General features: G+C 61.3%; 19 protein-coding genes, 1 other RNA gene and 1 pseudogene. 9 read left to right on the top strand and 12 right to left on the bottom strand.

Features of this window, described 5'->3' with window-relative positions; all coding sequences use genetic code 11:
• Nucleotides 1–145: 145 nt before the first annotated feature.
• The 4 genes from ACZ89E_RS13045 (at nt 146) to hemN (ending at nt 5,035) form a co-directional block, all read left to right on the top strand.
• Nucleotides 146–2,596, top strand: a complete 2,451-nt coding sequence (locus tag ACZ89E_RS13045) for a heavy metal translocating P-type ATPase (RefSeq protein WP_476255823.1) — start codon at nt 146–148, stop codon at nt 2,594–2,596.
• A 23-nt stretch (nt 2,597–2,619) separates the two neighbouring features.
• Complete coding sequence (ccoS, locus tag ACZ89E_RS13050; protein ID WP_149660546.1) at nt 2,620–2,838, top strand: cbb3-type cytochrome oxidase assembly protein CcoS; 219 nt, start codon at nt 2,620–2,622, stop codon at nt 2,836–2,838.
• Complete coding sequence (locus ACZ89E_RS13055) at nt 2,831–3,514, top strand: sulfite exporter TauE/SafE family protein (protein WP_149660547.1); 684 nt, start codon at nt 2,831–2,833, stop codon at nt 3,512–3,514. The genes ccoS and ACZ89E_RS13055 overlap by 8 nt, the downstream gene beginning before the upstream one ends.
• Nucleotides 3,515–3,652: 138 nt before the next feature.
• A complete protein-coding gene (hemN, locus tag ACZ89E_RS13060) occupies nt 3,653–5,035 on the top strand; it encodes an oxygen-independent coproporphyrinogen III oxidase (RefSeq protein ID WP_476255824.1) in 1,383 nt (460 codons plus the stop codon).
• On the opposite strand, the gene ACZ89E_RS13065 is transcribed toward hemN, so the two are convergent.
• Nucleotides 5,032–5,514 carry a hypothetical protein gene (locus ACZ89E_RS13065; protein ID WP_149660549.1) on the bottom strand — a complete coding sequence of 161 codons (483 nt, stop codon included), beginning with the start codon at nt 5,512–5,514 and terminating at the stop codon, nt 5,032–5,034. The two genes, hemN and ACZ89E_RS13065, sit on opposite strands and share 4 nt — an antisense overlap.
• A 155-nt stretch (nt 5,515–5,669) precedes the next feature.
• On the opposite strand from ACZ89E_RS13065, the gene fnr reads away from it, so the two are divergent.
• Both fnr and ACZ89E_RS13075 read left to right on the top strand, forming a co-directional pair.
• The gene (gene fnr, locus ACZ89E_RS13070; RefSeq protein ID WP_054615628.1) at nt 5,670–6,401 is read left to right on the top strand and encodes a fumarate/nitrate reduction transcriptional regulator Fnr; all 732 of its coding nucleotides are present in this window, start codon (nt 5,670–5,672) and stop codon (nt 6,399–6,401) included.
• Nucleotides 6,402–6,480: 79 nt separating this feature from the next.
• Complete coding sequence (locus ACZ89E_RS13075) at nt 6,481–7,029, top strand: adenine phosphoribosyltransferase (RefSeq protein WP_133836729.1); 549 nt, start codon at nt 6,481–6,483, stop codon at nt 7,027–7,029.
• Between the two features lie 127 nt (nt 7,030–7,156).
• On the opposite strand, the gene ACZ89E_RS13080 is transcribed toward ACZ89E_RS13075, so the two are convergent.
• The 5 genes from ACZ89E_RS13080 to dnaX form a co-directional block, all read right to left on the bottom strand.
• Nucleotides 7,157–8,305, bottom strand: coding sequence for an acyl-CoA dehydrogenase family protein (locus ACZ89E_RS13080; protein ID WP_463259887.1), 1,149 nt, complete (start codon nt 8,303–8,305; stop codon nt 7,157–7,159).
• Nucleotides 8,306–8,486: 181 nt separating this feature from the next.
• On the bottom strand, nt 8,487–9,089 hold the full coding sequence (gene recR / locus ACZ89E_RS13085; protein WP_133836727.1) for a recombination mediator RecR: 603 nt from the start codon (nt 9,087–9,089) through the stop codon (nt 8,487–8,489).
• A gap of 65 nt (nt 9,090–9,154) precedes the next feature.
• A complete protein-coding gene (locus tag ACZ89E_RS13090; protein ID WP_463259886.1) occupies nt 9,155–10,189 on the bottom strand; it encodes an NADP-dependent oxidoreductase in 1,035 nt (344 codons plus the stop codon).
• 304 nt (nt 10,190–10,493) lie between these two features.
• On the bottom strand, nt 10,494–10,832 hold the full coding sequence (locus ACZ89E_RS13095; protein WP_007905413.1) for a YbaB/EbfC family nucleoid-associated protein: 339 nt from the start codon (nt 10,830–10,832) through the stop codon (nt 10,494–10,496).
• Nucleotides 10,833–10,898: 66 nt separating this feature from the next.
• The gene (dnaX, locus tag ACZ89E_RS13100) at nt 10,899–12,968 is read right to left on the bottom strand and encodes a DNA polymerase III subunit gamma/tau (RefSeq protein WP_476255825.1); all 2,070 of its coding nucleotides are present in this window, start codon (nt 12,966–12,968) and stop codon (nt 10,899–10,901) included.
• A 145-nt stretch (nt 12,969–13,113) separates the two neighbouring features.
• On the opposite strand from dnaX, the gene ACZ89E_RS13105 reads away from it, so the two are divergent.
• A complete protein-coding gene (locus ACZ89E_RS13105; RefSeq protein WP_476255826.1) occupies nt 13,114–13,863 on the top strand; it encodes a substrate-binding periplasmic protein in 750 nt (249 codons plus the stop codon).
• Between the two features lie 3 nt (nt 13,864–13,866).
• Here the strand turns inward: ACZ89E_RS13105 and ACZ89E_RS13110 are convergent, their stop codons facing one another.
• A complete protein-coding gene (locus ACZ89E_RS13110; protein ID WP_476255827.1) occupies nt 13,867–15,567 on the bottom strand; it encodes a putative bifunctional diguanylate cyclase/phosphodiesterase in 1,701 nt (566 codons plus the stop codon).
• A gap of 417 nt (nt 15,568–15,984) precedes the next feature.
• Here ACZ89E_RS13110 and ACZ89E_RS13115 point away from each other — a divergent pair, with 417 nt between their 5' ends.
• Both ACZ89E_RS13115 and ACZ89E_RS13120 read left to right on the top strand, forming a co-directional pair.
• Entirely contained in the window at nt 15,985–16,299 is a 315-nt protein-coding gene (locus ACZ89E_RS13115; protein WP_007933342.1) for a helix-turn-helix domain-containing protein, read from the top strand.
• Nucleotides 16,300–16,446: 147 nt separating this feature from the next.
• Nucleotides 16,447–17,355: a DUF2167 domain-containing protein gene (locus ACZ89E_RS13120; RefSeq protein WP_463259883.1), complete on the top strand. Its 909-nt coding sequence runs from the start codon at nt 16,447–16,449 to the stop codon at nt 17,353–17,355.
• 185 nt (nt 17,356–17,540) lie between these two features.
• Here the strand turns inward: ACZ89E_RS13120 and ffs are convergent.
• The 5 genes and pseudogenes from ffs to smc form a co-directional block, all read right to left on the bottom strand.
• Nucleotides 17,541–17,637: signal recognition particle sRNA small type (ffs, locus tag ACZ89E_RS13125), an RNA gene on the bottom strand.
• A gap of 191 nt (nt 17,638–17,828) precedes the next feature.
• The gene (locus ACZ89E_RS13130) at nt 17,829–18,992 is read right to left on the bottom strand and encodes a zinc-binding metallopeptidase family protein (RefSeq protein ID WP_463259882.1); all 1,164 of its coding nucleotides are present in this window, start codon (nt 18,990–18,992) and stop codon (nt 17,829–17,831) included.
• A 188-nt stretch (nt 18,993–19,180) separates the two neighbouring features.
• Nucleotides 19,181–21,538 carry an NAD-dependent DNA ligase LigA gene (gene ligA, locus ACZ89E_RS13135; RefSeq protein WP_476255828.1) on the bottom strand — a complete coding sequence of 786 codons (2,358 nt, stop codon included), beginning with the start codon at nt 21,536–21,538 and terminating at the stop codon, nt 19,181–19,183.
• 220 nt (nt 21,539–21,758) lie between these two features.
• Nucleotides 21,759–22,613, bottom strand: coding sequence for a cell division protein ZipA (zipA, locus tag ACZ89E_RS13140; RefSeq protein WP_149660558.1), 855 nt, complete (start codon nt 22,611–22,613; stop codon nt 21,759–21,761).
• 226 nt (nt 22,614–22,839) lie between these two features.
• Nucleotides 22,840–26,329 (bottom strand): annotated as a pseudogene (gene smc, locus ACZ89E_RS13145) (chromosome segregation protein SMC).
• Nucleotide 26,330: the final 1 nt, after the last annotated feature.

The raw sequence follows: 26,330 nt of genomic DNA on the forward strand, positions 1-26,330 counted from the left end.
CGCAGCAGCCATAAGACCTGTGCACTCGATCGACCGGAAGATCGCGGTCTCAGGGTTTGGGACCGCTTCGCGGTCCAACGGGGGCAAGCCCCCTCGCCACAGGGTCTGAGTTGAATCAGCCACAATTGTTTCCATGGCGACAGACATGACCACCCCAACCCCCTGCTACCACTGCGCCCTGCCTGTCCCGGCCGGCAGCCGCTTCACCGCCGTTGTCCTCGGTGAAACCCGCGAGCTTTGCTGCCCGGGTTGCCAGGCGGTAGCCGAAGCCATCGTGGCCGGCGGGCTGGAGAGTTATTACCAGCATCGCAGCGAATCCTCGGCCAACCCCGAAACCTTGCCCGTGCAATTGGTCGATGAACTGGCGCTGTACGACCGCGCCGACGTCCAGCAGCCCTTCGTCCGTCACGAAGGCGAGCTCGCCGAAACCACCCTGCTGATGGAGGGCATCAGTTGCGCCGCCTGCGGCTGGCTGATCGAGAAACACCTGCGCGGCTTGCCGGCGGTAGCCGAGGCACGGCTGAACCTGTCCAACCATCGCCTGCACGTACGCTGGGCCGACGCGCAACTGCCGCTGAGTCAGATACTCAGTGAGCTGCGCCACATCGGTTACGCCGCCCACCCCTATCAAGCCGACCGCGCCAGCGAACAACTGGCCAGCGAAAATCGTCTGGCCCTGCGCCAACTCGGCGTCGCCGGATTGCTGTGGTTCCAGGCGATGATGGCGACCATGGCCACCTGGCCGGAATTCAACATCGACTTAAGCCCGGAGCTGCACACGATCCTGCGCTGGGTCGCGCTGTTCCTGACCACGCCGATTGTGTTCTACAGCTGCGCGCCGTTCTTCAAGGGCGCCATGCGCGACTTGCGCACCCGGCACCTGACCATGGACGTGTCGGTTTCGCTGGCGATCGGCAGTGCTTATCTGGCCGGGATCTGGACGTCGATCACCGGCGTTGGCGAGTTGTATTTCGATGCCGTCGGCATGTTCGCGCTGTTCCTGCTGGCCGGGCGCTACCTGGAACGCCGCGCCCGGGAACGCACCGCCGCCGCCACCGCACAGCTGGTGAATCTATTGCCTGCCTCATGTTTGCGCCTGGGTCCCGATGGCCAGAGCGAGCGCATCCTGCTCAGCGAATTGCGCGTCGGTGATCAGGTGCTGGTGCACCCCGGCGCGATCCTGCCGGCTGACGGCAAAATCCTCGACGGCCAGTCGAGCATCGACGAATCCCTGCTCACCGGCGAGTACCTGCCACAACCGCGCACACTCGGCGATGCGGTCACCGCCGGCACGTTGAATGTTGAAGGCGCATTGACCGTTGAAGTGCTGGCGCTGGGGCACGACACGCGGCTGTCCGCCATCGTCCGCCTGCTCGACCGCGCCCAGGCCGAGAAACCGCGCCTGGCGGAAATCGCCGACCGCGCCGCCCAGTGGTTCCTGTTGCTGTCGCTGATTGCCGTCGCCGCTATTGGCTTGCTGTGGTGGGAACTGGATTCGTCGCGGGCGTTCTGGATCGTGCTCGCCATGCTCGTGGCGACCTGCCCATGCGCCCTGTCCCTCGCGACGCCGACCGCGCTGACCGCCGCCACCGGTACGCTGCATAAACTCGGCTTGCTGCTGACCCGAGGCCATGTACTGGAAGGCCTGAACCAGATCGACACGGTGATTTTCGACAAGACCGGTACGCTGACCGAAGGTCGCCTGGCCCTGCGCTCGATTCGCCCCCTCGGCTCACTCGGCAGCGATGAGTGCCTGGGGCTCGCAGCCGCCCTTGAAAACCGCTCCGAACACCCGATTGCCCGCGCCTTTGGCCGTGCGCCACTGGCCGCCGAAGAAGTCCTCAGTACACCAGGGCTGGGGCTTGAAGGATTGGTCGGCGAACAGCGCCTGCGCATTGGCCAAGCGAGGTTTGTCTGCGAACTCAGTGGCGCCAGCGTGCCGCTGATGCCGGAAGAAGCGGGCCAATGGCTGCTGCTGGGCGACAGCTTCGGGCCGCTGGCGTGGTTTGTCCTCGACGACCGTTTGCGCACCGATGCGCCCGCCCTGCTCGCGGCCTGCAAGGCTCGCGGCTGGCGCACACTGTTGCTGTCCGGCGACAGTTCGCCGATGGTCGCCAGCGTCGCAGCCGAATTGGGTATCGACGAGGCCCGTGGCGGCCTGCGTCCCGATGACAAGTTGCAAGTGCTGCAACAGCTGCACAAGGAAGGGCGCAAGGTATTGATGCTCGGCGACGGGGTCAATGATGTGCCGGTGCTGGCCGCCGCCGATATCAGCGTGGCCATGGGCTCGGCCACCGACCTGGCGAAAACCAGCGCCGACGCGGTGCTGCTGTCCAACCGCCTCGACGCCCTGGTGCAAGCCTTCAGCCTGGCGCGGCGCACCCGCCGGATAATCATCGAAAACCTGCTGTGGGCCGGGCTGTACAATGGCCTCATGTTGCCGTTCGCCGCCCTCGGCTGGATCACTCCAGTGTGGGCCGCGGTCGGCATGTCGATCAGTTCGTTGACCGTGGTGCTCAACGCCCTGCGCCTGACTCGGATGCCGAGCACGCCCAAGGCCAGCGCCACGCCAGAAACCCGCCCGCTGCCGGCCTGAGCCGCGCGGGCATGGAGTGACCCATGCCAGCTCTTTACGTGATGATCCCGGCCGCGCTGCTGATCGTGGCCATCGCCGTCTATATCTTCTTCTGGGCGGTGGACAGCGGTCAGTACGATGACCTCGACGGCCCGGCCCACAGCATTCTGTTCGACGACCAGGACCCGAACCACACCGCTGCGGTCGATGAGGCCAGCGGTCATCCGGCCAAACCCCACGACAAGGCGCCACCCCATGCTTGAGTTGGCACCCCTGCTGGTGTCTGCGGTGATCCTCGGCCTGCTCGGCGGCGGTCATTGCCTGGGCATGTGCGGCGGCTTGATGGGCGCGCTGACCCTGGCGATTCCCAAGGAACAACGCAGCCGCCGCTTCAGATTGTTGCTGGCCTACAACCTGGGCCGAATTCTCAGCTACGCCACGGCGGGCCTGTTGATCGGGCTCGCCGGCTGGGCAGTGGCCAACAGCCCGGCGGCGATGTTCATGCGCATCATCGCCGGCCTGCTGCTGATTGCCATGGGCCTGTACCTGGCTGGCTGGTGGAGCGGCCTGACCCGCATCGAAAGCCTCGGTCGCGGCCTGTGGCGGCATATCCAGCCGGTTGCCAACAAATTGCTGCCGGTGTCGAGCCTGCCCCGCGCCCTGCTGCTGGGCGCGCTCTGGGGCTGGCTGCCGTGCGGGCTGGTTTACAGCACGTTGTTGTGGGCGGCGAGTCAGGGCAATGCGCTGGATAGTGCTTTGTTGATGTTGGCGTTCGGGCTGGGGACATGGCCGGTTTTATTGGCTACAGGCCTGGCAGCCGAGCGCGTGACGGCGTTGCTGCGCAAACGCAGTGTGCGGATGAGTGGCGGGGTGCTGGTGATGTTGTTCGGGATCTGGACATTACCGGGGCCGCATCAGCATTGGTTGATGGGCCACTGACCCTGTGGCGAGGGGGCTTGCCCCCTCGCCACAAAAGCCGACCATGGCCACCCATCGCCGTTGACGCAAATCAAGATGCCCCAACGCCGCCCCCCATAGACTCGCTGACACTGCAAGCCTATCCGGGGGAACGCCCGCATGCTCGACGCCATTCGTTGGGACACCGATCTGATTCGCCGTTACGACCTGTCGGGGCCGCGCTACACCTCGTACCCGACCGCCGTCCAATTCAACAGCCAGGTTGGCACGTTCGACCTGTTCCATGCCCTGCGCGACAGCCGCAAAGCGCTGCGCCCGCTGTCGTTGTATGTGCATGTGCCATTCTGCGCGAACATTTGCTACTACTGCGCCTGCAACAAAGTCATCACCAAGGACCGCGGCCGCGCACTGCCCTATTTGCAGCGTCTGGAGCAGGAGATCCAGCTGATCGCCTGTCACCTGGACCCGGCCCAGAAAGTCGAGCAACTGCATTTCGGCGGCGGCACCCCGACCTTTCTCAGCCACGACGAACTGCGCCAGTTGATGGCGCAGCTGCGCAAGTCTTTCAATTTGCTGGACGATGACTCCGGCGACTACGGCATCGAGATCGATCCCCGGGAAGCCGACTGGTCAACCATGGGCCTGCTGCGGGAGCTAGGCTTCAACCGCGTAAGCATCGGCTTGCAGGACCTTGATCCGGCGGTGCAACGCGCGGTCAATCGCCTGCAAAGCCTGGAAGAAACCCGCGCCGTGATCGATGCCGCGCGGACCTTGCAGTTTCGCTCGATCAACATTGACCTGATCTACGGCCTGCCGCGCCAGACTCCCGAAAATTTCGCCCGCACGGTCGATGAAGTCATCGCCCTGCAACCGGACCGGCTCTCGGTGTTCAACTACGCCCACCTGCCGGAACGCTTCATGCCGCAACGGCGGATCAACAGCAACGAACTGCCGACGCCGGCGCAAAAACTGGAAATGCTCCAGGGCACCATCGAACAGCTGACCAAGGCCGGCTACCGCTACATCGGCATGGACCACTTCGCCTTGCCCGACGATGAGCTGGCGATTGCCCAGGAAGAATCAACCCTGCAACGCAACTTCCAGGGCTACACCACCCACGGACATTGCGACTTGATCGGCCTCGGCGTCTCGGCCATCAGCCAGATCGGCGACCTGTACTGCCAGAACACCAGCGACCTGAATCTGTACCAAAACACCCTGGCCTCGGCGCAATTGGCTACCAATCGCGGCCTGCTGTGCAACGCCGACGACCGTGTGCGACGAGCGGTGATTCAGCAATTGATCTGCAGTTTCAGCCTGGAATTCGCCGCTATCGAGAAGACTTTCAACATCGACTTTCGTGGTTACTTCAGCGAACTTTGGCCGCAGTTGGAAGAGATGGCCAGGGACGGCTTGATCGAGCTGGACAGCGAACGAATCAGCGTACTGCCCGCCGGGCGACTGCTGGTGCGCTCGGTGTGCATGGTCTTCGATGCGTATCTGGAGCAGCAGAATCGGCAGCGTTTTTCCCGAGTGATTTAGGACTTCATGAGCAGCGACGCCGCCTTGAGGATTTGCTCCGGCGTCAGGCCCGCCTGCTTCATGGCTTTTCCGAGCGCGGTGTTGGCGGTGATCAGGCCACCGTTGAGGTTGTTGATAAACGCTTGCAAGGCACCGAGCTTGGCTTTGATTTCTTCCGGACTCAGACGTTTATCCCTCATGACCGCCTGCATTTCGGCCAGTTTTTCGGCGATCTGCTGCTGCAATTTGCGAATCATCTTCAGGATCTGCTGAATGTTTTCCGGCAAGCCGCTTTCTTCGATGTCGCTGTCATCACCCTGGGCCCCGGCGGCTTTTTCAATTCCGGCACCGGACAGCGAGACTTTGATGCCTTCGACTTTGGCGGGGGTTTCGACGGGCGTCACGGTGACGTCCGATTCATTGACCGACGGGATTTTCGAGGTATCGAGCAACGACGAGACACCGCCGTTACCGGGATTCAACGTGCCAATGGCGGACATGAATGCAGTTCCTCGAAAGCGATCAGTAGACAGGTTATCGGCCGTCCGTCCGCAGGCTTTACGCGCCTGCGGCAAATTCGCCGTGCGCTGGCCTGAATGTCCTCCCGTGAGTTACCCTTACGGCTTATGTGTGTTTTCCCACAAGGATTAAAGAAATGTCTGAGCCAGTTAAACTGCGCGCTCACAGCCAGGCCCATTGCAAGGATTGCAGCCTGGCTCCCCTCTGCTTGCCACTTTCTTTGAATCTGGAAGACATGGATGCGCTGGACGAAATCGTTAAACGTGGTCGCCCGCTGAAGAAAGGCGAGTTCCTGTTCCGCCAGGGCGACACGTTCGATTCCGTTTATGCAGTTCGCTCCGGCGCCCTGAAGACCTTCAGCCTCAGCGATGGCGGCGAAGAACAGCTCACCGGTTTCCACTTGCCGAGCGAACTGGTCGGCCTGTCGGGCATGGACACGGAAAAACACCCGGTGTCGGCCCAGGCACTGGAAACCACCTCAGTCTGCGAAATCCCTTTCGAACGCCTCGACGAACTGTCCATTCAACTGCCGCAACTGCGTCGTCAGTTGATGCGGGTAATGAGCCGGGAGATTCGCGACGACCAGCAAATGATGTTGCTGCTGTCGAAGAAAACCGCCGACGAGCGCATCGCCACGTTCCTGGTCAACCTCTCCGCGCGCTTCCGCGCTCGCGGCTTCTCGGCCAACCAGTTCCGCCTGAGCATGTCGCGCAACGAAATCGGCAACTACCTGGGCCTGGCGGTGGAAACCGTGTCCCGGGTATTCACCCGCTTCCAGCAAAACGAACTGATCGCCGCCGAGGGCAAGGAAATCCATATCCTCGACCCGATCCAGCTCTGCGCCCTGGCCGGCGGCTCGCTCGACTGACTAGTGCAATTGCGGCTGAGCGAAACGGTTCAGCCGCCGTTATACTGCGTCGTTTGCAGCCTGCCAGGACAACTCGACGATGGTCTTCGACTCCTTCGACATCAAATCCCTGATCCGCCCCGTGATCGACTTTCCCAAGCCGGGCGTGATCTTTCGCGACATCACCCCGCTGTTCCAATCGCCCACGGCCCTGCGCCTGGTGATGGACACTTTCGCCCACCGTTACGTCGAGGCCGACTTCACCCATATCGGCGCGATGGATGCGCGTGGCTTCCTGATCGGCTCGGTGCTGGCGTATCAGTTGAACAAGCCGCTGGTGCTGTTCCGCAAGCAAGGCAAATTGCCGGCGGACGTGCTGGCCGAGGGTTACGCGACCGAATACGGCGAAGCCTTCCTCGAAGTGCACGCCGACAGCCTGTGCGAGGGTGATTCGGTGGTGATGTTCGATGACCTGATTGCGACCGGCGGCACCTTGATCGCGGCGGCGAACCTGATTCGGCGCATGGGTGCGCGGGTGCATGAAGCGGCGGCGATTATTGATTTGCCAGAGTTGGGTGGGTCGCAGCGCCTGGAAGACATGGGTATTCCTACGTTTTGCCTGACGCAGTTTGCGTTGAGCGAACAGTAAGCGGCCACCGCTCGATCGTTCCCACGCTTCGCGTGGGAATGCAGCCGGGACGCTCCGCGTCCCTCCAAAGCCGAACGCGGAGCGTCCGTTGAGGCATTCCCACGCAGAGCGTGGGAACGATCGGACGTTAAAGCCCCATCTGCTTACTGATGATCTCGTTCATCACTTCCCGCGTCCCACCGCCAATCGACAGAATCCGATTGTCGCGATACAGCCGCTCCACCAGACTGTCCCGCATATACCCCAGCCCTCCCAGAATCTGCACGGCATCCGTGGTGATGCGATCCGCCGTGTCGGTGGCGAAATTCTTGGCCATGGAAATTTCCTTGATCACGCTCTGCCCCGCCGCCATTTTCGCCGCCTGGCGGTAGGTGAATTCCCGTGACACTTCCAGGGCCGTGGCCATTTCGGCGAGGCGGTGCTTGAGCACCTGGAACTTGCCGATCGGCTTACCAAAGGCCTCACGCTGACGCGCCCATTTCAGGCTCTCCTCCAGCGCCAGTTGCGCGGTCATGTTGGCCATCAGCGCCAGGGCCAGGCGTTCGCTCTGGAAATTACCCATGATGCAGGCGAAGCCCATGTTTTCGGCACCGATCAGGTTTCCTACAGGCACCTGGCAATTGTCGAAGAACAATTCGGCCGTGTCCGACGCCCACCAACCCATTTTCTTCAACTGCCGACCGACGGTGAACCCGGGCGTGCCCTTCTCGATCAACAACAGGCTGATCCCGCCGAAACCCGGCGCGCCGGTGCGCACCGCCACCGTGTAGAAATCGGCACGCACACCGCTCGTGATAAAGGTCTTGCTGCCGCTGACCCGGTAGCAGTCGCCGTCTCGCACGGCACGGGTTTGCAGGTTGGCCACATCGGAGCCGCCACTGGGTTCGGTGATGGCCAAGGCGCTGATTTTCTCGCCGGACAACACTTGCGGCACCACTCGATCACGAACCTCGGGGCGGGCCCACTTGAGGATCGGCGGCAGACCGATGTCCAGCGAACCGAGGCCGGCGACCAAACCGCCGGAGCCGCAACGCATCAGCTCTTCGCTGGCGGCGACCTTGGCGAACAGATCACCTTCATGGCTGCCACCCAGGGATTCGGGGTATCCGATGCCGAGAATCCCCGCGGCACCGGCCTTGAGGTACAGCTCCCGGGGAAAGCTTTCGGCTTCCTCCCACTGATCGATGTCCGGCAGGATCTCGCGCTCGACGAAACGCCTGACGCTGTCGCGGACCAATTGGTGGCTGGGGTCGAAGTATTCCTGAAAGGCAGGCATCGGCGAGCTCCGCTGAAGGGTTCAGAGAAGTTAACCGAGCGCTTGCTTGGTTTTCAACAGGATTGTGTGAATCAGAGGGACCGAGGTGCGTCCTTCGCGGGCAAGCCTTGCTCCTACAAAAGCAAAGGCGCCGCACTACCTGTAGGAGCGAGGCTTGCCCGCGATGAGGCCCGCCCAGGCACTACAACGCGATCGGCTTGCGCCCCGCAAACGAATGCGCCAACGTCCCGCCATCCACCAATTCCAGCTCGCCACCCAACGGCACCCCATGGGCGATGCGCGAGGCGATCAAGCCCTTGTTGCTGAGCAACTGGGCGATGTAATGCGCCGTGGCTTCGCCTTCTACCGTCGGGTTGGTGGCGAGGATGACTTCGGTAAAGGTGCCCGCCTCTTCAATCCGCGCCAGCAATTGCGGAATGCCGATGGCTTCCGGCCCGAGACCGTCGAGTGGCGACAAATGGCCCTTGAGCACGAAGTAACGACCACGGAAACCGGTCTGCTCCACGGCGTAGACATCCATCGGCCCTTCCACCACGCACAGCAAGGTGTCGTCGCGGCGGTTGTCGGCGCATTGCGGGCACAAGTCGTCTTCGGTCAGCGTGCGGCACAAGCGGCAGTGACCGACCCCTTCCATGGCCTGGCTCAACGCCAGCGCCAGGCGCGAGCCGCCGCTGCGATCACGTTCGAGCAGTTGCAACGCCATGCGCTGGGCGGTTTTCTGGCCCACGCCCGGCAACGTTCGCAGGGCATCGATCAGTTGGCGAATCAGAGGGCTGAAGCTCATGGGGAAAAGTCCGACAAAACAACGAGACGCGGTTTATACCCGCGCCTCTGGCCAGCGTCAAATACTCAGTCCTGGGCGACCCGCACGACCAGTTTGCCGAAGTTGCGTCCCTCCAGCAGACCGATGAACGCCTCGGGCGCTTGCTCCAGGCCATCGACGATGTCCTCGCGGAACTTGACCTTGCCGTCGCGCACCCACGGCGCCATGGCACTGACGAATTCCGGCTGGCGATCACCGTAGTCATCAAAGACGATAAAGCCCTGGATGCGCACGCGCTTGGTCAGCAAGGTGCGTTGCAATTGCGGCAGGCGATCCGGCCCGCTCGGCGCCTCATGGGCGTTGTAACCGGCGATCAGGCCACACAGCGGAATCCGCGCTTTGGCGTTGAGCAACGGCACGATCGCATCGAAGACTTTGCCGCCAACGTTCTCGTAATAGATATCGACGCCTTTGGGACATGCCAGCGCCAGCTCCTGGGCAAAGTCCGGGCTTTTGTGGTCGATGCAGGCGTCGAAGCCCAGTTCCTCGACCACGTAGCGGCACTTGTCCGCACCACCGGCCACGCCGACCACGCGCAGGCCTTTGATCTTCGCCACCTGGCCAACCACCGAACCCACCGCGCCAGACGCCGCAGCGACCACCAGGGTTTCGCCGGCCTTGGGCTGGCCGATGTCCATCAGGCCCATATAGGCCGTCATGCCCGGCATGCCCAGCACGCCCAGTGCCATCGACGGGCTCGGCAGCCCGGACGGGATCGGAATGATGTTGCGCCCATCACTGATGCTGTGGCTCTGCCAGCCGGTAGAGCCGACTACCAGGTCACCTTCGTGGAATTTGGGATTGAGCGAACGCTCGACACGGCTGACAGCGCCACCGGTCATCACTTCGTCGATTTCTACCGGCGCGGCGTAGGACGGCGCGTCACTCATGCGTCCGCGCATGTAGGGATCGAGGGACAGGTAAAGGGTCTTGAGCAACACCTGACCGTCGGCCAGGTCCGGCAGCGCGACGCGCTCCAGGCGAAAATTCTCCGGGGTCGGCGCGCCTACCGGGCGGGACACCAGGACGATACGTTGGTTGAGGGTCAATGCTTGTGGCATGTGAGCGTCTCCTTTGATCGATGAATTTTGCGGTATAGGGTGCAGACCGTTATGGCCGTGTGGCGTTCGATGTTTTGCCTCTGTGGCGAGGGGGCTTGCCCCCGTTGGAGTGCGAAGCGCTCCCAAAAACTGCCAACGCGTTGTATCAGGTAAATCCTAGTTGTCAGTTAAGCGACTGCTTCGCAGTCCAACGGGGGCAAGCCCCCTCGCCACAAAAGCGTGGGAACGATCTATGTGCGCCGGAAACAAAAATGCCAGGCGCAATGCCTGGCATTTTTTAGCTCATCCGAGGCGCGTTGGCGAATCAGAATGGCAGTTTCATACCCGGTGGCAGTTGCATGCCAGCGGTCACGCCGGACATTTTATCCTGGCTGTTGGCTTCGATCTTGCGCACGGCATCGTTGACGGCGGCGGCGAACACGGCCTCCAGCATCTCTTTGTCGTCTTCGCTCAGGCCTTCCACCAGGCTTGGGTCGATGGTCACGCGCTTGACGTCGTGACGACCGGTCATCACCACGGTGACCATATCGCCGCCGGCCTTACCGGTGACTTCGGCGTTGGCCAGTTCTTCCTGCATCTTGGCCATTTTTTCCTGCATCTGCTGTGCCTGCTTCATCAGGCCGGCCATGCCACCTTTCATCATGGTAATCACCTCAAAGTACTTGGATAAAAACAGCGCCCGGCCCATGCGGCCAAACGCCTTCAGTTATTAGCCCTGACTGACCAGGGCTTCGACAGGTTCAATAGTATCGTTACGGATCACCGCACCGAACTGCTGCATCATTTGCTGGATGAACGGATCGCCGTGAATCGACTCCTCGGCCTCGCGCTGACGGTTCACCCGCCGGCGGGACGCGGCCTGGGCCGGGGTTTCCTGCTCGGGCTTGATCAGTTCCATGCTCAGGCTCAGCGTACGCCCGTGGAACTGGTTCAGCGCATCGTTGAGACGACGTTGCTGGGTCGCATTGAACAAGGCGCTGTGGGCCGGGTCCAGGTGCAACAGCCAGTTGTCGCCATCAACGGCGATCAGCGTGCAGTTGGCGGCGATGCTGCCAGTCATGCCGGAGATCGGCAGTTTCGGGAACAGCTCCAGCCATTGCAGCGCCAGGCCGGTGGCCGGTGCCGCGGCGGGCTCTGGCTCGGGTTCCGGCGCCGGCTCGGCGGTGTGCTCGCTGGCCAGTTCATCGAGATAGCTGTAAGCCGAATCGATGTCCGGCTCAATGTAATCCTCGTCCAGCGGCGGCTCGTCATCCTGATCGGCGCCCGGAGTAGCGGCATCGACCTCAGCCACGGACGGTTCCGGGATCGGCGCAGCGGCCCATTCCGGTGCGTCCGGCACCACGCTGTCCGGCGTGGGCATGGGCATCGGCGGCAATTCGGGTTGCTCGCTGGCGGTTTCCAGTACCGGCTCGATGTCGGGTTGCTGGACCACTTCGGGCTCGACCGGGTCGTTCCATGGCAGATCGACTACGGGGGCGACCGCCTCAACCACAGGATCGGGCACGATAACTGGCGCAACCGGTTCAGGTTCAGGTTCCGGAGCCGGTGCAACCACCGGCGCCGGCACAACCGGGGCCACTGCCGCAGGGACTACCGGCGCAGCTTTAGGCGCGGCAGCCACTGAATTGGCGGAATCAACTGTGGCCTGGCTGATCCCCACTGGCTTTAGCGGTTGCCTCGGGGCGTCCGCCGTATCCGCCGGCCTGAACGCCAACATGCGCAGCAGGACCATTTCGAAGCCACCGCGCGGGTCGGGCGCCAGCGGCAAGTCGCGACGGCCGATCAGGCCCATCTGGTAGTAAAACTGTACGTCTTCGGCCGGCAACGCCTGGGCCAGCGCCAGCACCCGATCACGATCGCCGTGGCCGTTGTCGACGCCTTCGGGCAAGGCCTGGGCGATGGCGACACGGTGCAGCACGTTGAGAATTTCCGAGAGCACGCCGTTCCAGTCCGGGCCTTGTTCGGCCAGGTGACGAACGGCTTCGAGCAACGCCTTGGCGTCGCCTTCGATCAACGAATGCAGGACATCGAATACCTGACCGTGATCCAGCGTGCCCAGCATCGCCCGCACGTCAGCGGCCATGACCTTGCCTTCACCGAAGGCGATGGCCTGGTCGGTCAGGCTCATGGCGTCACGCATCGATCCGTCGGCGGCGCGGCCCAGCAGCCACAGCGCGTCGTCTTCGAACGGCACCTGCTCGACGCCCAGCACGTGGGTCAAATGCTCGACCACCCGTTCCGGGGTCATGTTCTTCAGCGAAAATTGCAGGCACCGCGAAAGTATCGTTGCCGGAAGTTTCTGCGGATCGGTGGTCGCCAGGATGAACTTGACGTAGGGCGGCGGCTCTTCGAGGGTTTTGAGCAGCGCATTGAAGGAATGGCTGGAGAGCATGTGCACTTCGTCGATCAGGTAGACCTTGAAGCGCCCGCGGCTCGGAGCGTACTGCACGTTGTCGAGCAGCTCGCGAGTGTCCTCGACCTTGGTCCGGCTCGCGGCGTCGATCTCGATCAGGTCGACAAAGCGCCCTTCATCGATCTCGCGGCACACCGAGCACTCGCCACAGGGCGTTGAAGTGATACCTGTTTCACAGTTCAGGCATTTGGCAATGATTCGTGCGATGGTGGTCTTGCCCACACCGCGCGTCCCGGTAAACAGGTAGGCGTGGTGCAGTCGCTGGCTGTCCAAGGCATTGATCAGAGCCTTGAGCACATGGGTCTGGCCGACCATTTCGCGGAACGAGCGCGGACGCCATTTACGTGCAAGAACCTGATAACTCATCGAAAACCATCGCCACTGGGAAGCAGAAGCGGCTAATGCTAGCGGAGCAGGCCCGAAATTGCATCCGGTGTGCTCGTCTAATCTGGCTAAGCTGCATTTTGGGGGGCTATTTATCGGTTCAGGATTGATCAGTACCGGAGCGTTTATGCGGTTGGCCTTGGGGGCATTGTTGGTAATCAGCCTGAACGTCACGGCCGCTGACGCGCCTGTGCGCTACGTGATGGCCGACAGTTGGGCGATGCCGATGGTGCAACTGGAACGGGGTCGACCAACTCAGGGCATCCTTTATGACGTCATGCTCAGCCTCTCGACCCAGGTCGGTGTGCCGGCGGAGTTTCATGTGTTGCCGCGGGCTCGGGTGCAGAACGCCATGGAGCACGGCGAGGTCGATGTGCGCTGTTATGCCGCGCAAACGTGGCTGCCGAACCAGTCCGGGGACTATATCTGGAGCATTCCGCTGTTTCTGCAACGGGACCTGCTGGTCAGTCGCAATGGCTCGCCCACGTTGATCAACCCCGCGGATCTGCGGCACGAAACCATCGGCACCGTGCTGGGCTACATTTACCCGACGCTGCAACCGCTGTTCGACTCCGGCCAGTTGCAACGCGAAGACGCGCGTAATCAGGAACAAGTGCTGGATAAACTCCTGGCCGGACGCTCGCGCTACGCCGTCAGCAACCAATGGACCCTGGACTGGTTCAACCAGCGCCTGATGCCCGGTCGGCAACTGCAAGCCGTGGCGGTGCTGCAGGAACAGAATGTCGGCTGCTATGTGCGTAACGACCCGAAAGTGCCGGTGCAGCGGATTTTGCGCACGCTGCTGCGAATGAAAATGTCCGGGGAAATCGATGACATTATCGGGCTCTACATCGGCAACGAGCCCGCAACGCCTTGAGCGTCAGCCCACCTGATCCAGCGTCTGCCACTGCGTCGGCGCAACAAACCCGGCGACCCAACCCGGCACCTCGGCAGGCGGCATTGGCCGGGCAATGAAATAGCCTTGGGCCACTTCACAGCCGAGCTGCAATAACAGTAGGCCATGCTCGATACTCTCCAGGCCCTCGGCAATCACCTGTCGGCCAAATGCCCGGGCCAGGCCGATCACTGCGGTGGTCAGGGCCAGGTCGTCACGGTCGTGAAGAATGTCGCGGACAAAGGATTTATCAATCTTGATGGTTTGCGTACGCAAGCGCTTGAGGTAGCTCAGGGACGAATAACCGGTGCCGAAATCCCCCAGCGAAAACTGCACCCCGAGCGCTTGGCAAGCCTGCAAACAGGCGCTGACATGCTGGATATTCTCGACGGCCACCGACTCGACGATTTCCAGATCCAGCAATTGCGGGGCGACCTGGGCATGCCGGGCGAGCACCTGCCTGAGCCGCTCGACGAAATCCGCCCGCTGGAAATGCCTTGCCGCAATATTAATGCTGATCGGCCAGCCCTGCCCCGCTTGCTGCCAACGGTGCAGTTGCGCCAGGACCTGATCCATCACCCATTCACCAATGTCGATGATCAGGTCCGTCTCCTCCACCAGCGGCAGGAAATCCCGCGGCAGCACCAGGCCGTTTTGCGGATGCTCCCAGCGCAACAGCGCCTCGAAACCGACGACCTCGCCACGACGCATGTTCACCTTGGGCTGAAAATGCAGGCGCAACTCGCCGGCGGCCAGGGCCTGCCGAACCCGCTCGACCGTCTGGTGCGTGGCTTTGACTTCCTGATCGCGGGAGACATCGAACAGATGAAAACGGTTGCGCCCGCGCTGCTTGGCCACGTACATCGCCTGATCGGCATGGCGCAACAGGGTTTCGGCATCTTCGTTGTCGTAAGGAAACAGGGTGACGCCGATGCTGGCGAACACGTTGATGTCCTTGCCATGCAACGAGTACGGCGCGGAAATCGCACCCAGCACCCGATTCAACGCCGCGCGTAACTCCGGCAAATCGCGCACGTAACGTAACACCAGCACGAACTCATCACCGGCCAGCCGCGCCACCACGTCCTCGCCGCGCACGATCGTGCGCAATCGCTTGGCCACTTCCACCAACAGCAGATCGCCGCTGGCGTGACCGTAGCCATCGTTGACCGCCTTGAAGCCATCAAGGTCGAGCATGCAAACCGCCAGCGGGATGTTTTCCTGGCGCGAGAACTCCAGCGCCTGATCCAGCAGGTCCGAGAGGAATGCGCGATTGGGCAGGCCCGTGAGCACGTCATGCCCGACTCGCCATTGCAGGGAATGCAGCAGTTGGCGTTTTTCGCTGATGTCGAAGCGGATCGACAAGTAGCGGTCAACTCGCCCGGTATCGTCATTGAGCACCGGCACCATGGTGCTCTCGACCCAGTACAGGCTGCCATTCTTGGCCCGATTGCAGATCTCCCCTTTCCAGACGCTGCCCAGGGCGATGGTGCGCCACAGGCCGGCGAAGAACTCGGCGGAGTGCAGGCCGGAATTCAGCAGCCGATGGTTCTGCCCGATCAGCTCCTCGCGGCTATAGCCGGAGATGGTGCAGAACTGGTCATTGACGTACGTGATACGGCCGCTCAGATCCGTCTCGGAAAAGATGGCGGCGGCATCCACGGCCCTGCGGTATTTCTCGTCCATGAGGGGTGCTCGTTGTCGCTAGCGGTGGTACCGCTCGACCAGCGCACAATGCCCGGAAGAGATGTTTTGAGACGGACTGCGCAGAGACACGTAATCACTCCATGGACAGCAGTTGATGGCCCCGGGACAGCAGAAGATCAACTAGGCTAAAAGACCTCGGACAAGCTGGAAACAGCGACCCAGGTAACGTTTTGCAGGGCATCCGAGCCACGCTTGGCTTCTGCGCACAGCCGACATTGGAACGCAATGCAGGCTGTTCCCTATCGCCTCAACTTCTGAAAGCAGGTCACCAAATGCCCCCTTTGAGCGGCGATTCTACGAAATACATCACATTTTGCAAAGCAAGGTGATGGATCATGCAGTTGTCTAATGCAAAAATCTATCGTTAAGTTCTTGATTCTAAATGGGAATTGAGCGATGCAAATTTCAAGTTTGGGTCCAGCCATCCGACGCTATCGCAAGGTCGCGGGGCTTACTCAGGCTGAACTCGGCGAAAAAACCGGTTTTGACCCCAAAACCATCAGCCGCTTCGAAACCGGCACCTATACCCCCAGCGTGGAAGCATTGTTCCTGCTTGCCGATGTGCTGGGCGTGAAGCTGAAAGCGTTTTTCGCAGATTTAGGCGATGAAGACGAACAGCGGGCGTACCTGTTCAGCGTCATACATAAAGCCACCCCGAAGGATCTGGGAAAGCTGATCGCAGCGGTTGACCAGGCCTTGTCCAAGCCTTAGTGCCAGTAATAGAAAAGGCAGGTATGTCGATAACGACAGACCTGCCTTTTGCTTATCCAGACATCAGGATTCGTCTCGAATAGCGTGCGCCAATAATGGCCATCCGATATCCTTGCGCGAAATTAATTCAAAATGTAAGGGACTACGATGAAACACCTCCGCCCATTCCTGATGGCTGCACTGCTGTGCGCACTGCATAACCCCGCACAAGCGGCCAAAGCTGCCCAGCCAGCCCCCGTCGAAGCGGCACAGGTCGAGCAAACCCCCGCACAGTTTCTCGCCACCCTGAAGCAGCAGCACGGCACCATCACCCTGCCCTCCGGCATCGCCACGATGAAACTCAACGACGAGTTTTACTACCTCGATCCGAAAGACACCGAGCGCTTGCTGACCGAAGGCTGGGGCAACCCGCCCGGCCACAAGACGTTGGGCATGATCATTCCAAAAGCCGTTAACCCACTGACCGCCAGCGGCTGGGGCGTGATCGTCAGCTACAAGGACGACGGGCATATTTCCGACGAAGACGCGGCCAAAATCGACTACGCCGACCTGCTCAAGCAAATGCAGGAAGAAGACGAGGAAGACAACAAGGAGCGCCAGAAACAAGGCTATGCCGGTCTGCACCTGTTGGGCTGGGCCGAGCAACCGCATTACGACGAAGCCAGCCACAAAATGTACTGGGCCCGGGAACTGAAAGCTGACGACGCCGAGGACAGCACGCTGAACTACAGCATTCGGGTGCTGGGCCGCAAAGGCGTCCTGGAATTGAACGCGGTCGCTGCCATGGCGGACCTGCCGATGATCAAGCAGGAATTGCCGAAAGTCATCGCTTTCACCAACTTCACCGATGGCAACCTCTACACCGACTACAGCCCTGGCACCGACAAACTGGCCTCTTATGGCCTGGCGGCACTGGTGGGTGGCGGCCTGGCGGCCAAGGCCGGGTTGTTTGCCAAGATCGGCATCTTCCTGCTGGCGGCGAAAAAGTTTGTGATCGTAGGTTTGGTGGTGATCGCTGGCTTTGTGCGCAAGCTGTTCAGCCGCAACAAAGCTTAAAGCGATTGTCCTTCTGGGCTGCCGGGTGACGCCGGCAGCGCGGGATGCACAAACGGCAGGCGTGACAAAACCGCTACAGGACAGCGCAGCAGACGATCAGCAATAAAAGGATTTGAACAAGAGGTGTATCGAAGGGTATTGCGCGCGCCAGCCTCGAATCGGAGGACTTGGCGTTATGGAGGCAACCCCACCAGCCACACCCCGGCACACAATGTTCCCGCTGTGGCTGCTTCCTTCCGGATCTGACCAGGTTCACGGGTAATCGTTGCGGGGGGACCGATGGAGTCACCATAACGACATTCACCTTGACGGCGAACGGCGCCATTGTACCTATCTGAGACGAAGTTACAACCGTTCACATGGATTAAAAAATATGAGCCGGTTCAAGGACATGCGGTGCGCCCGAAAAGATCGCAGCCTGCGGACCTACACGGATCCATGCAGGAGCTGCCGCAGGCTGCGATCTTTTGATCTTATTGCACCAACACCTCATCCGCCTTGCCGCCCTCCTCCTGGATCACCAGGTGGATAAAGTGCAGTTTGGCGATCACCGCTGGCGGCAGGACGAACGGATAAAAATCCGGCTGCCCCATGCTGCGCGATAACTCGTTAAGCATGCCGGCCAGTTCGATCCACGCATTGACGAACGACAGGAACGCCGCGCCACCGGGATGCTGCGGGTCGTAGAGGGTGCTGGAGGGGAATGGCTGGTAATCGAAGTCCATCTCCCGGGCGCTCATGCCAAAGCCCAGGGCGGTGTCCACGGCGTCCATCATGTGCAGGTAGTGCGCCCAGGTTTCAGCCCAGTCTTCCCAGGGGTGCATGGTCGCGTAGGCGCTGACGGCATGTTGCTGCCAGTCCAGCGGCGCACCTTGTTGGTAGTGGCGCTCAAGCGCATCGGCGTAGCTGGCGCGTTCATCGCCGAACAAACCACGAAACGGCTCCAGCCAATGACTGTTGGCGATCAACCGATCCCAATAGTAGTGCCCGACTTCGTGACGAAAGTGCCCGAGCAGCGTGCGATACGGTTCGTGCATCTGCACCCGCACCTGCTCGCGGTGAGCATCGTCGGCTTCCTTGATATCCAGAGTGATTAGGCCATTGGCGTGGCCGGTGGTTGGCGGTTTGCCGTCGAGGTCGACGCCGATGAAATCGAAGGCCAGGCCGGTTTCTTCGTCCACGGTTTTCGGGATCACCTGCAAACCGAGGCTGACCAGTTGCGCGACCAAGCGGCGCTTGGCCGTCTCGACCATTCGCCAGCGTTCAGGGTTTTCGGGGATCGATAGATCGGGGATGGTGTGGTTCAGGCTGCACGCGATGCACAACGCATCGTGATCGTTGGCCGACAGCAGCCAGTTGCAGGCGGCCGGGGAATCCAGATTGGCGCAGCGGCGAAACACACCCGCCTCGGGATCGGCGTCCAGCAGCCAGGTATCCGCTTGCGGGCCGGGTTGCAGCGACGACAAGCGACTCTGCTCCGGCTGATAGCCCAGCGCCGCCGAGCAGGCCAGGCACTGGCTGTTGCGAAAGAACAGCGACTGCCCGCAGCGACACTGCCAGACCTTGCTGTTGCGCGAACTCTCGCCGATGAAGGGCGCGGCGATGCGGGAACTGAGCTGTTCGAAGAAACGGTACATGGCGAACTCTCCCTGAGGGGTGCCAAGACTAGATCATTTCAGCTAGCCGATCGTTCCCATAATTGTGGGGGCAGAGGCTTACCTGTGGCGAAGGAGCTTTCCCCCGTTCGACTGCGCAGCAGGCGCCAGCATCGAGGGGACCGCTTCGCGCTCCAGCGGAAGCAAGCTCCCTCGCCACAGGTCCGGTGTCAGATTGGAATACCGTGCTTCTTCAAGAACCCGACAAACGCCTCTTCATCCAGCACCTTCAACCCCAACTCATTGGCCTTGGCCAACTTGGAACCCGCCCCCGGCCCCGCGACCACGCAATGGGTCTTGGCCGATACCGAACCCGCCACCTTGGCCCCCAGGCTTTCGAGCTTGTCCTTGGCCACATCGCGGCTCATCAGTTCGAGCGATCCGGTCAGCACCCAGGTTTGCCCGGCCAGCGGCAGGCCTTCGACGTCTTTCTTCTCGCTCAGCCAGTGCATGCCGAAATCACGCAACTGCTTCTCGGCGGCTTGAGCAATCTGGCGATTTTCTGCGACCGCGAAAAACTCGCGAACCGAATTCGCCTGCTTCTCCGGTAATGCCTGACGCATGTCCAGCCAATCCGCTTCGAACACGCCTTCCAGCGAACCAAACTTGTCCGCCAGCTTCTGCGCCCCGCCCGGCCCGACCGATGGAATGTGTAACTTATCGAGGAACCCGCCGAGGGTGGTGCTCGCGGAGAACTCCGCGCCCAACTCGCCCTGATCCTGAATCTGCAGACCGTGCTTGAGCAGTTCGGCGATCACCTGCTGGTTATGCGCATCTTCAAAGAAGGTATGAATCTCATAAGCCACTTCCAGCCCGACATCCGGCAAGTACGTCAGCACTTGCGGCAACGCCTGCTGAACCCGCTCCAGCGAGCCCAGAGAGCGCGCCAGCACCTTGGCCGTCTCTTCGCCGACATCAGGGATGCCGAGGGCGTAGATGAAGCGGGCCAGGCTCGGCTGCTTGCTGTCTTCGATGGCGCCGAGCAGTTTCTTGCTCGACAGCTCGGCGAAGCCTTCCAGGTCGACGATGTCTTCGAACTTCAGGGCATACAGATCGGCCGGTGAACTTACCAGGCCTTCGTCGACCAGTTGCTCGACGCTCTTGTCGCCCAGGCCTTCGATGTCCATGGCGCGACGGGACACGAAGTGGATGATCGCTTGCTTGAGTTGCGCGCCGCAGGCCAGGCGACCGACGCAGCGATATACCGCGCCTTCGCTGACGGTCTCGCGGCCCTTGCTGCGCTTGACCAGTTGCGTGCGCTCGACATGGGAGCCGCACACCGGGCACTTTTCAGGAATCTGTACCGGCCGCGCATTCTCCGGACGGCGCTCAAGCACCACTTGCACCACTTGCGGGATCACATCGCCGGCCCGGCGGATGATCACCGTATCGCCGATCATCAAGCCCAGACGCGCGACTTCATCCATGTTGTGCAACGTGGCATTGGCCACGGTCACGCCCGCGACCTTCACCGGTTTCAAGCGCGCCACTGGCGTAACGGCACCGGTGCGGCCGACCTGGAACTCCACGTCGAGCAACTCGGTGAGTTCTTCCATTGCCGGGAATTTGTGAGCAATCGCCCAACGCGGCTCGCGCGCGCGGAAACCCAGCTCACGTTGCGAGGCAATGCTGTTGACCTTGAACACCACGCCATCGATTTCATAGCCCAGCGCATTACGGCGCTCGCCGATATCGCGGTAGTAATCCAGGCATTCATCGATGCCATGGGCCAGTTTCATTTCATGGCTGATCGGCATGCCCCAGACCTGCAGCTGCTTGAGATTGCCGATGTGGGTGTCGGCAATGTCAGCGGAAATCTGGCCGATGCCGTAGCAGCAGAATTCCAGCGGGCGGTTGGCGGTTATCTTCGAATCCAGCTGACGCAAGCTGCCGGCGGCGGCGTTGCGCGGGTTGGCGAAGGTCTTGCCGCCGACCTCCAGTTGCGTGGCGTTAAGCCGTTCGAAACCGGCCTTGGACATGAACACTTCGCCGCGCACTTCAAGGGTCGCCGGCCAGCCAGTGCCGTGCAGCTTGAGCGGGATGTTACGCACAGTGCGCACGTTGACGCTGATGTCTTCGCCGGTAGTACCGTCGCCGCGGGTTGCGCCGCGCACCAGCACGCCGTCCTGATACAACAGGCTGACCGCCAGGCCATCGAGCTTGGGTTCGCAGCTGTATTCCACCGCCGCGCCGCCACCGAACAGGTCACCGGCCGGCAGGTCCAGGCCTTCGGTCACCCGGCGATCGAACTCGCGCATGTCGGTTTCTTCGAAGGCATTGCCGAGGCTGAGCATCGGCACCTCGTGGCGCACCTGGGTAAACGCCGACAGCGCTGCGCTGCCGACACGCTGGGTCGGCGAGTCGCTGGTGATCAGCTCGGGATTGGCGGCTTCGAGGGCTTTGAGCTCGTGGAACAATCGGTCGTATTCGGCGTCCGGAATGCTCGGCTCGTCCATCACGTGATAACGATAGTTGTGCTGATCCAGCTCAGCGCGCAGCTCTAGAATGCGGTTTTTGGCGGCGGTCATGGGTGTTCTCTCATAAAGCAAAAGAGCAGCCGAGGCTGCTCAATCTTCTAAATACAGTAGCTTAAAGCTATGGACACTGTGGCGAGGGAGCTTGCTCCCGCTCGGCTGCGAAGCAGCCGTAAATCCTGCACCGCTGCAACGCGTCGGATGGTTTTGGGGCTGCTTCGCAGCCCAGCGGGAGCAAGCTCCCTCGCCACAAAATGTGTTCCACCCTTCCGGTTTAGCGTTTTTGGGTCAATGCGCGACGCTCGAACTCGACGATGCGCTGACGGTAATGCTCGATGGTCTGCGCGGTCAAAACGCTGCGCTGGTCATCTTTCAGTTCGCCGTTTAGTTCCTGGGATAGCTTGCGTGCCGCGGCCACCATCACGTCGAAGGCTTGCTTCGGATGGCGCGGGCCTGGCAGTCCGAGGAAGAAGCTCACCGCCGGGGTGCTGAAATGGTCGATGTCGTCCAGATCAAAAATGCCCGGCTTGACCGCATTGGCCATGGAGAACAGCACTTCGCCGTTGCCGGCCATGCTTTCGTGGCGATGGAAAATATCCATCTCGCCGAAACGCAGGCCGCTTTCCAGGATGTTCTGCAACAGCGCCGGGCCCTTGAAGCCGGCAGCGTCGCGGCAGATCACGCTGATCACCAGCACTTCTTCGGCTTGCGGTTGTTCCTTGTCACTGACCGAAGGCGAGGACTTGGTGTCATCCGGGAAGTCGTCGTCACGGCTGCTGAAGCTCGGGCCGCCGTCCAGGTCCAGGCTCAGGTTCATGTCACCCTGGGACGGTTCGTTATGGCCACGCTTGCCGCGCTTGGAACCCGACTCACGGGGCTCCCGGGCCGGCATGCTCACCGACGGCAGATCGTGCTCGTCCAGTTGCGGCTCTTTATGGGTATCCAGCACCCGAGGCGGGCCCAACAGCTCGGCGCTGGTGTCCTCGTCCGGCAGGTTGGACAGACTTCGGTCAAGACGGAATTTAAGTTTTCCCTTGCCGCCGCGCATGCGACGCCAGCCATCGAAAAGAATACCGGCAATGACAATAATGCCGATGACGATCAGCCACTCGCGCAGACCGATTTCCATGTAATCCCGTGCCTCTATAAAAAATGCTGAAAAATAAGGGGTTTACACTGTGCAAACCGCTTTAAAACGTGGCGCCAACTCTATGTTCTGACAGGCGTTTTGCCCACGTATACGAAAAATTGACATTAAACTAGCACGACCAAAGCCTTCGCAGCTACAAGCTTTAAGCTCCAAGGGGCAAGCCGTGTCAACTTGCAGCTTAAAGCTTGCAACTTGCGGCTGGCCGCTAGGCCTCCACCATCGCCATCGCCTCCTCGACATCCACTGCCACCAAGCGTGAGCAACCCGGTTCGTGCATCGTCACCCCCATCAGTTGATCGGCCATTTCCATGGCGATCTTGTTGTGGGTGATGTAGATGAACTGCACCGTCTGCGACATCTCTTTGACCAGCCGTGCGTAGCGTCCAACGTTAGCGTCATCCAGTGGCGCGTCAACTTCATCAAGCATGCAGAACGGCGCCGGGTTCAACTTGAAGATCGCAAAAACCAGGGCCAATGCGGTCAGGGCTTTTTCGCCACCGGAGAGCAAATGGATGGTGCTGTTCTTCTTTCCTGGCGGCCGCGCCATGATCGTTACCCCTGTATCGAGTAGATCTTCGCCCGTCAGTTCCAAATACGCGCTGCCCCCACCGAAAACTTTTGGGAAAAGTGCCTGAATTCCGGCATTGATCTGATCAAAGGTATCTTTGAAGCGGTTGCGGGTTTCCTTGTCGATCTTGCGAATCACGTTTTCCAACGTGTCCAGCGCCTCCACCAAATCGTCGTTCTGCGCATCCAGATAGCGTTTACGCTCGGATTGTTGCGTGTATTCGTCGATGGCCGCCAAGTTGATCGCGCCCAGACGCGCAATGCGCGCGGCGATGCGCTCCAACTCTTCCTCGGCCTCTTTCTCGTTGGCCTCGGCCACCAGGGTCGCGATCACGCCGTGGAGGTCGTAGCCGTCTTCCAGCAACTGATCTTCCAGGGTCTTGCGGCGCACGGTCAGGGCTTGCCACTCCATGCGCTGGTGTTCGAGTTGGCCGCGGATCAATTGCGATTGCTGCTCGGCCTGATTACGACGCTTCTCGGCGTCACGCAATTCACGGTCGGCATCTTCCATGGCCATTTGCGCGGTCTTGAGTTCTTCGTCGACGGTCATGCGCTTGTCGAGCAACTCTTCGAGTTTCAGGCGCAGTTCTTCCAGCGGTGCCTCGCCCTCCTCCAGATTCAGACTGAGTTGCTCGCGCTTCTCGGTCAGGCGTTCGGACTGCATCTCCAACCGCTCCAACGCCTGACGCGTGGAATCGTGCTGCGCCTTGAGCGAACCCAGGCGCACCGCCAATTGATGGGCGTGATCCTTATGCTGCCGGGCTTCCTGGCGCACCCGATCAAGACGTTCGCGCAGGCTGTCACGCTGGGCCAGCAGCAACTCCCGTTGCTCGGTATCCAGCGCCATGGCATCGAGGGCTTCCTGCAATTGCAGGCGCGCTTCGCCGATGTTTTCGTGTTCCAGCGCGCGCTGCTCGCCCAGCTCGGTGAGTTCTTCATCGAGACGGGTACGGCGCAGGGTCAGTTGTTCGGCCTTGGCTTTACCGGCGGACAACTGGGCTTTCAATTCGCCTTGCTGACGGGCTTCGTCTTGCAGCAAACGGCGCAAATGTTCGCGACCGTTCTCCTGCTGACGCTGCTGCGCCCGCAGGTTTTGCAGTTCGGTTTCCAGTGTTTCGACCGTGGCTTCGCGCTCTTCGCGCTCGATGCCCAGATTCTGGATTTCCTGACCTCGGGCGAGCACACCACTTTCCGCTTCGCTGGCGCGACGCACCCGTAGAAAGTGCCGGCCGACCCAGTAACCGTCGCGGCTGATCAGGCTTTCGCCGGGCGCCAATTGACCGCGTAAAGCCAAGGCCTGTTCGAGACTTTCGACCGGTTTGACCTGCCCCAGCCATGGCGACAGATCAATCTGCGCCTCGACTTTATCGAGCAAGCTGCCCGCCACGCGCACGCCATCACTGGCGGGGCTGAGCAAACGCAAATCGCCCTGGGCAAACCCGGCCAGATCGAAATCGCCGAAGTCATCCACCAGCACCGCTTGCAGGTCGGCGCCCAGCACGGTTTCCACCGCCAGCTCCCAACCCGCTTCAACCTTCAGGCCTTCGGCCAGGCGCGGACGATCCGCCAGATTCTGTTCACGTAGCCATTCGGCGGTGCCGGTGCCCGGATCGAGCGCGGCTTGCTGCAAGGCTTCAAGGGACGCCAAACGACCGTTGAGCCGCTGCAAATCACCCTGGGCCTGTTGCTGCGCCGTCAGCGCGTGCTGCAATTCTTGACGCAGTTGTTCAAGCCGTTCGACCTGAGCCTGTTCACTGGTCTGCAAATCCTCAAGCGTCGCTTCGGATTCAGCGAGCTGCTCGCTAAGTTCCATGATCGCCGCATCTTCCGGGTCCGCCGAGAGCAACGCGCGCTCCTCGCACAGACGCTTCTGCCGATCGGCCAGACGCTCCATGCTGGTTTCCAGCTGCTGGATCCGCGACTGCTGCACTTCGGATTGACGACGGGGCTCGGCGGCCGTGAGGTTGAAGGTGTCCCACTGCTCCTGCCAGCCGTGCATAGTGGTTTCGGATTCTTCCAGCGCGGCGGCGGCTTCTTCGGCGGCGGCGCTGGTGACTTCCTGTTCCGGCGTGAGCTGGTCCAGCTCTTCGCCGAGGGTCAGCAGCAAGGTGCGGTCGTGGCCCAGGTGCGACTCGGTTTCCAGCGCGCGCGCGCTCGGCCTCTTTCAGATCATCCTGCAACTGGCGCAAACGCTGCTGGCCGTGCTGAATGCTCTGCTCGACCCGGGCGATGTCGCCGCCGACCGAATAGAAGCGCCCCTGCACCAGATTGAAGCGCTCGGAGAGGTCATGGTGACCATCGCGCAGGCGTTCAATCGCCGCATCGGCGTTGCGCTGTTCGGCGACCAAGGCTTCGAAAGTAATTTCCTGGGTGCCGATGATCGCTTCGCGCTGACCCACCTGCTCGTTCAACGCCTGCCAGCGCAGAGCCGACAGTTGCGCCTTGAGCTGACGTTCTTCGCCTTTATATTCCTGATACTTCTTCGCCGACTCGGCCTGGCGATGCAGGCGCTCAAGTTGACGCTCAAGCTCGTCGCGCAGGTCGGTCAGGCGGGCGAGGTTTTCGTGGGTACGGCGGATGCGGTTTTCAGTCTCGCGCCGGCGCTCCTTGTACTTGGAGATCCCGGCCGCTTCTTCAATAAAGTTACGCAGGTCTTCGGGCTTGGCTTCGATCAGCTTGGAGATCATGCCCTGCTCGATGATCGAGTAGCTGCGCGGGCCCAGGCCGGTGCCGAGGAAGATGTCGGTGATGTCACGACGACGGCATTTGGTGCCGTTGAGGAAGTAACTGTTCTGGCTGTCGCGGGTCACTTTGCGGCGAATCGAGATTTCCGCGTAGGCGGCGTATTCGCCGACCAGGGTGCCGTCGGAGTTGTCGAAGACCAGTTCGATGCTCGCCTGGCTCACCGGTTTGCGACTGGTGGAGCCGTTGAAGATGACGTCGGTCATCGACTCGCCGCGCAGGTTCTTGGCCGAGCTCTCGCCCATCACCCAACGCACGGCATCGATGATGTTCGACTTGCCGCAACCATTGGGCCCGACCACCGCTGCCATGTTGCTGGGGAAGTTCACCGTGGTCGGGTCGACGAAGGATTTGAACCCCGCCAGTTTGATGCACTTGAGCCGCACG

The sequence above is a fragment of the Pseudomonas sp. TE3899 genome (assembly GCF_056279105.1).

Coding starts and splice junctions, on each gene's coding strand:
- ACZ89E_RS13115 (WP_007933342.1), top strand. CDS start 15,985: ATGCAAATTTCAAGTTTGGGTCCAGCCATCCGACGCTATCGCAAGGTC.
- zipA (WP_149660558.1), bottom strand. CDS start 22,613: ATGGAAATCGGTCTGCGCGAGTGGCTGATCGTCATCGGCATTATTGTC.
- ACZ89E_RS13105 (WP_476255826.1), top strand. CDS start 13,114: ATGCGGTTGGCCTTGGGGGCATTGTTGGTAATCAGCCTGAACGTCACG.
- ACZ89E_RS13110 (WP_476255827.1), bottom strand. CDS start 15,567: ATGGACGAGAAATACCGCAGGGCCGTGGATGCCGCCGCCATCTTTTCC.
- ACZ89E_RS13075 (WP_133836729.1), top strand. CDS start 6,481: ATGGTCTTCGACTCCTTCGACATCAAATCCCTGATCCGCCCCGTGATC.
- ccoS (WP_149660546.1), top strand. CDS start 2,620: ATGCCAGCTCTTTACGTGATGATCCCGGCCGCGCTGCTGATCGTGGCC.
- hemN (WP_476255824.1), top strand. CDS start 3,653: ATGCTCGACGCCATTCGTTGGGACACCGATCTGATTCGCCGTTACGAC.
- ACZ89E_RS13095 (WP_007905413.1), bottom strand. CDS start 10,832: ATGATGAAAGGTGGCATGGCCGGCCTGATGAAGCAGGCACAGCAGATG.
- ligA (WP_476255828.1), bottom strand. CDS start 21,538: ATGACCGCCGCCAAAAACCGCATTCTAGAGCTGCGCGCTGAGCTGGAT.
- ACZ89E_RS13055 (WP_149660547.1), top strand. CDS start 2,831: ATGCTTGAGTTGGCACCCCTGCTGGTGTCTGCGGTGATCCTCGGCCTG.
- ACZ89E_RS13065 (WP_149660549.1), bottom strand. CDS start 5,514: ATGTCCGCCATTGGCACGTTGAATCCCGGTAACGGCGGTGTCTCGTCG.
- dnaX (WP_476255825.1), bottom strand. CDS start 12,968: ATGAGTTATCAGGTTCTTGCACGTAAATGGCGTCCGCGCTCGTTCCGC.
- fnr (WP_054615628.1), top strand. CDS start 5,670: ATGTCTGAGCCAGTTAAACTGCGCGCTCACAGCCAGGCCCATTGCAAG.
- ACZ89E_RS13045 (WP_476255823.1), top strand. CDS start 146: ATGACCACCCCAACCCCCTGCTACCACTGCGCCCTGCCTGTCCCGGCC.
- ACZ89E_RS13090 (WP_463259886.1), bottom strand. CDS start 10,189: ATGCCACAAGCATTGACCCTCAACCAACGTATCGTCCTGGTGTCCCGC.
- recR (WP_133836727.1), bottom strand. CDS start 9,089: ATGAGCTTCAGCCCTCTGATTCGCCAACTGATCGATGCCCTGCGAACG.
- ACZ89E_RS13080 (WP_463259887.1), bottom strand. CDS start 8,305: ATGCCTGCCTTTCAGGAATACTTCGACCCCAGCCACCAATTGGTCCGC.
- ACZ89E_RS13130 (WP_463259882.1), bottom strand. CDS start 18,992: ATGTACCGTTTCTTCGAACAGCTCAGTTCCCGCATCGCCGCGCCCTTC.
- ACZ89E_RS13120 (WP_463259883.1), top strand. CDS start 16,447: ATGAAACACCTCCGCCCATTCCTGATGGCTGCACTGCTGTGCGCACTG.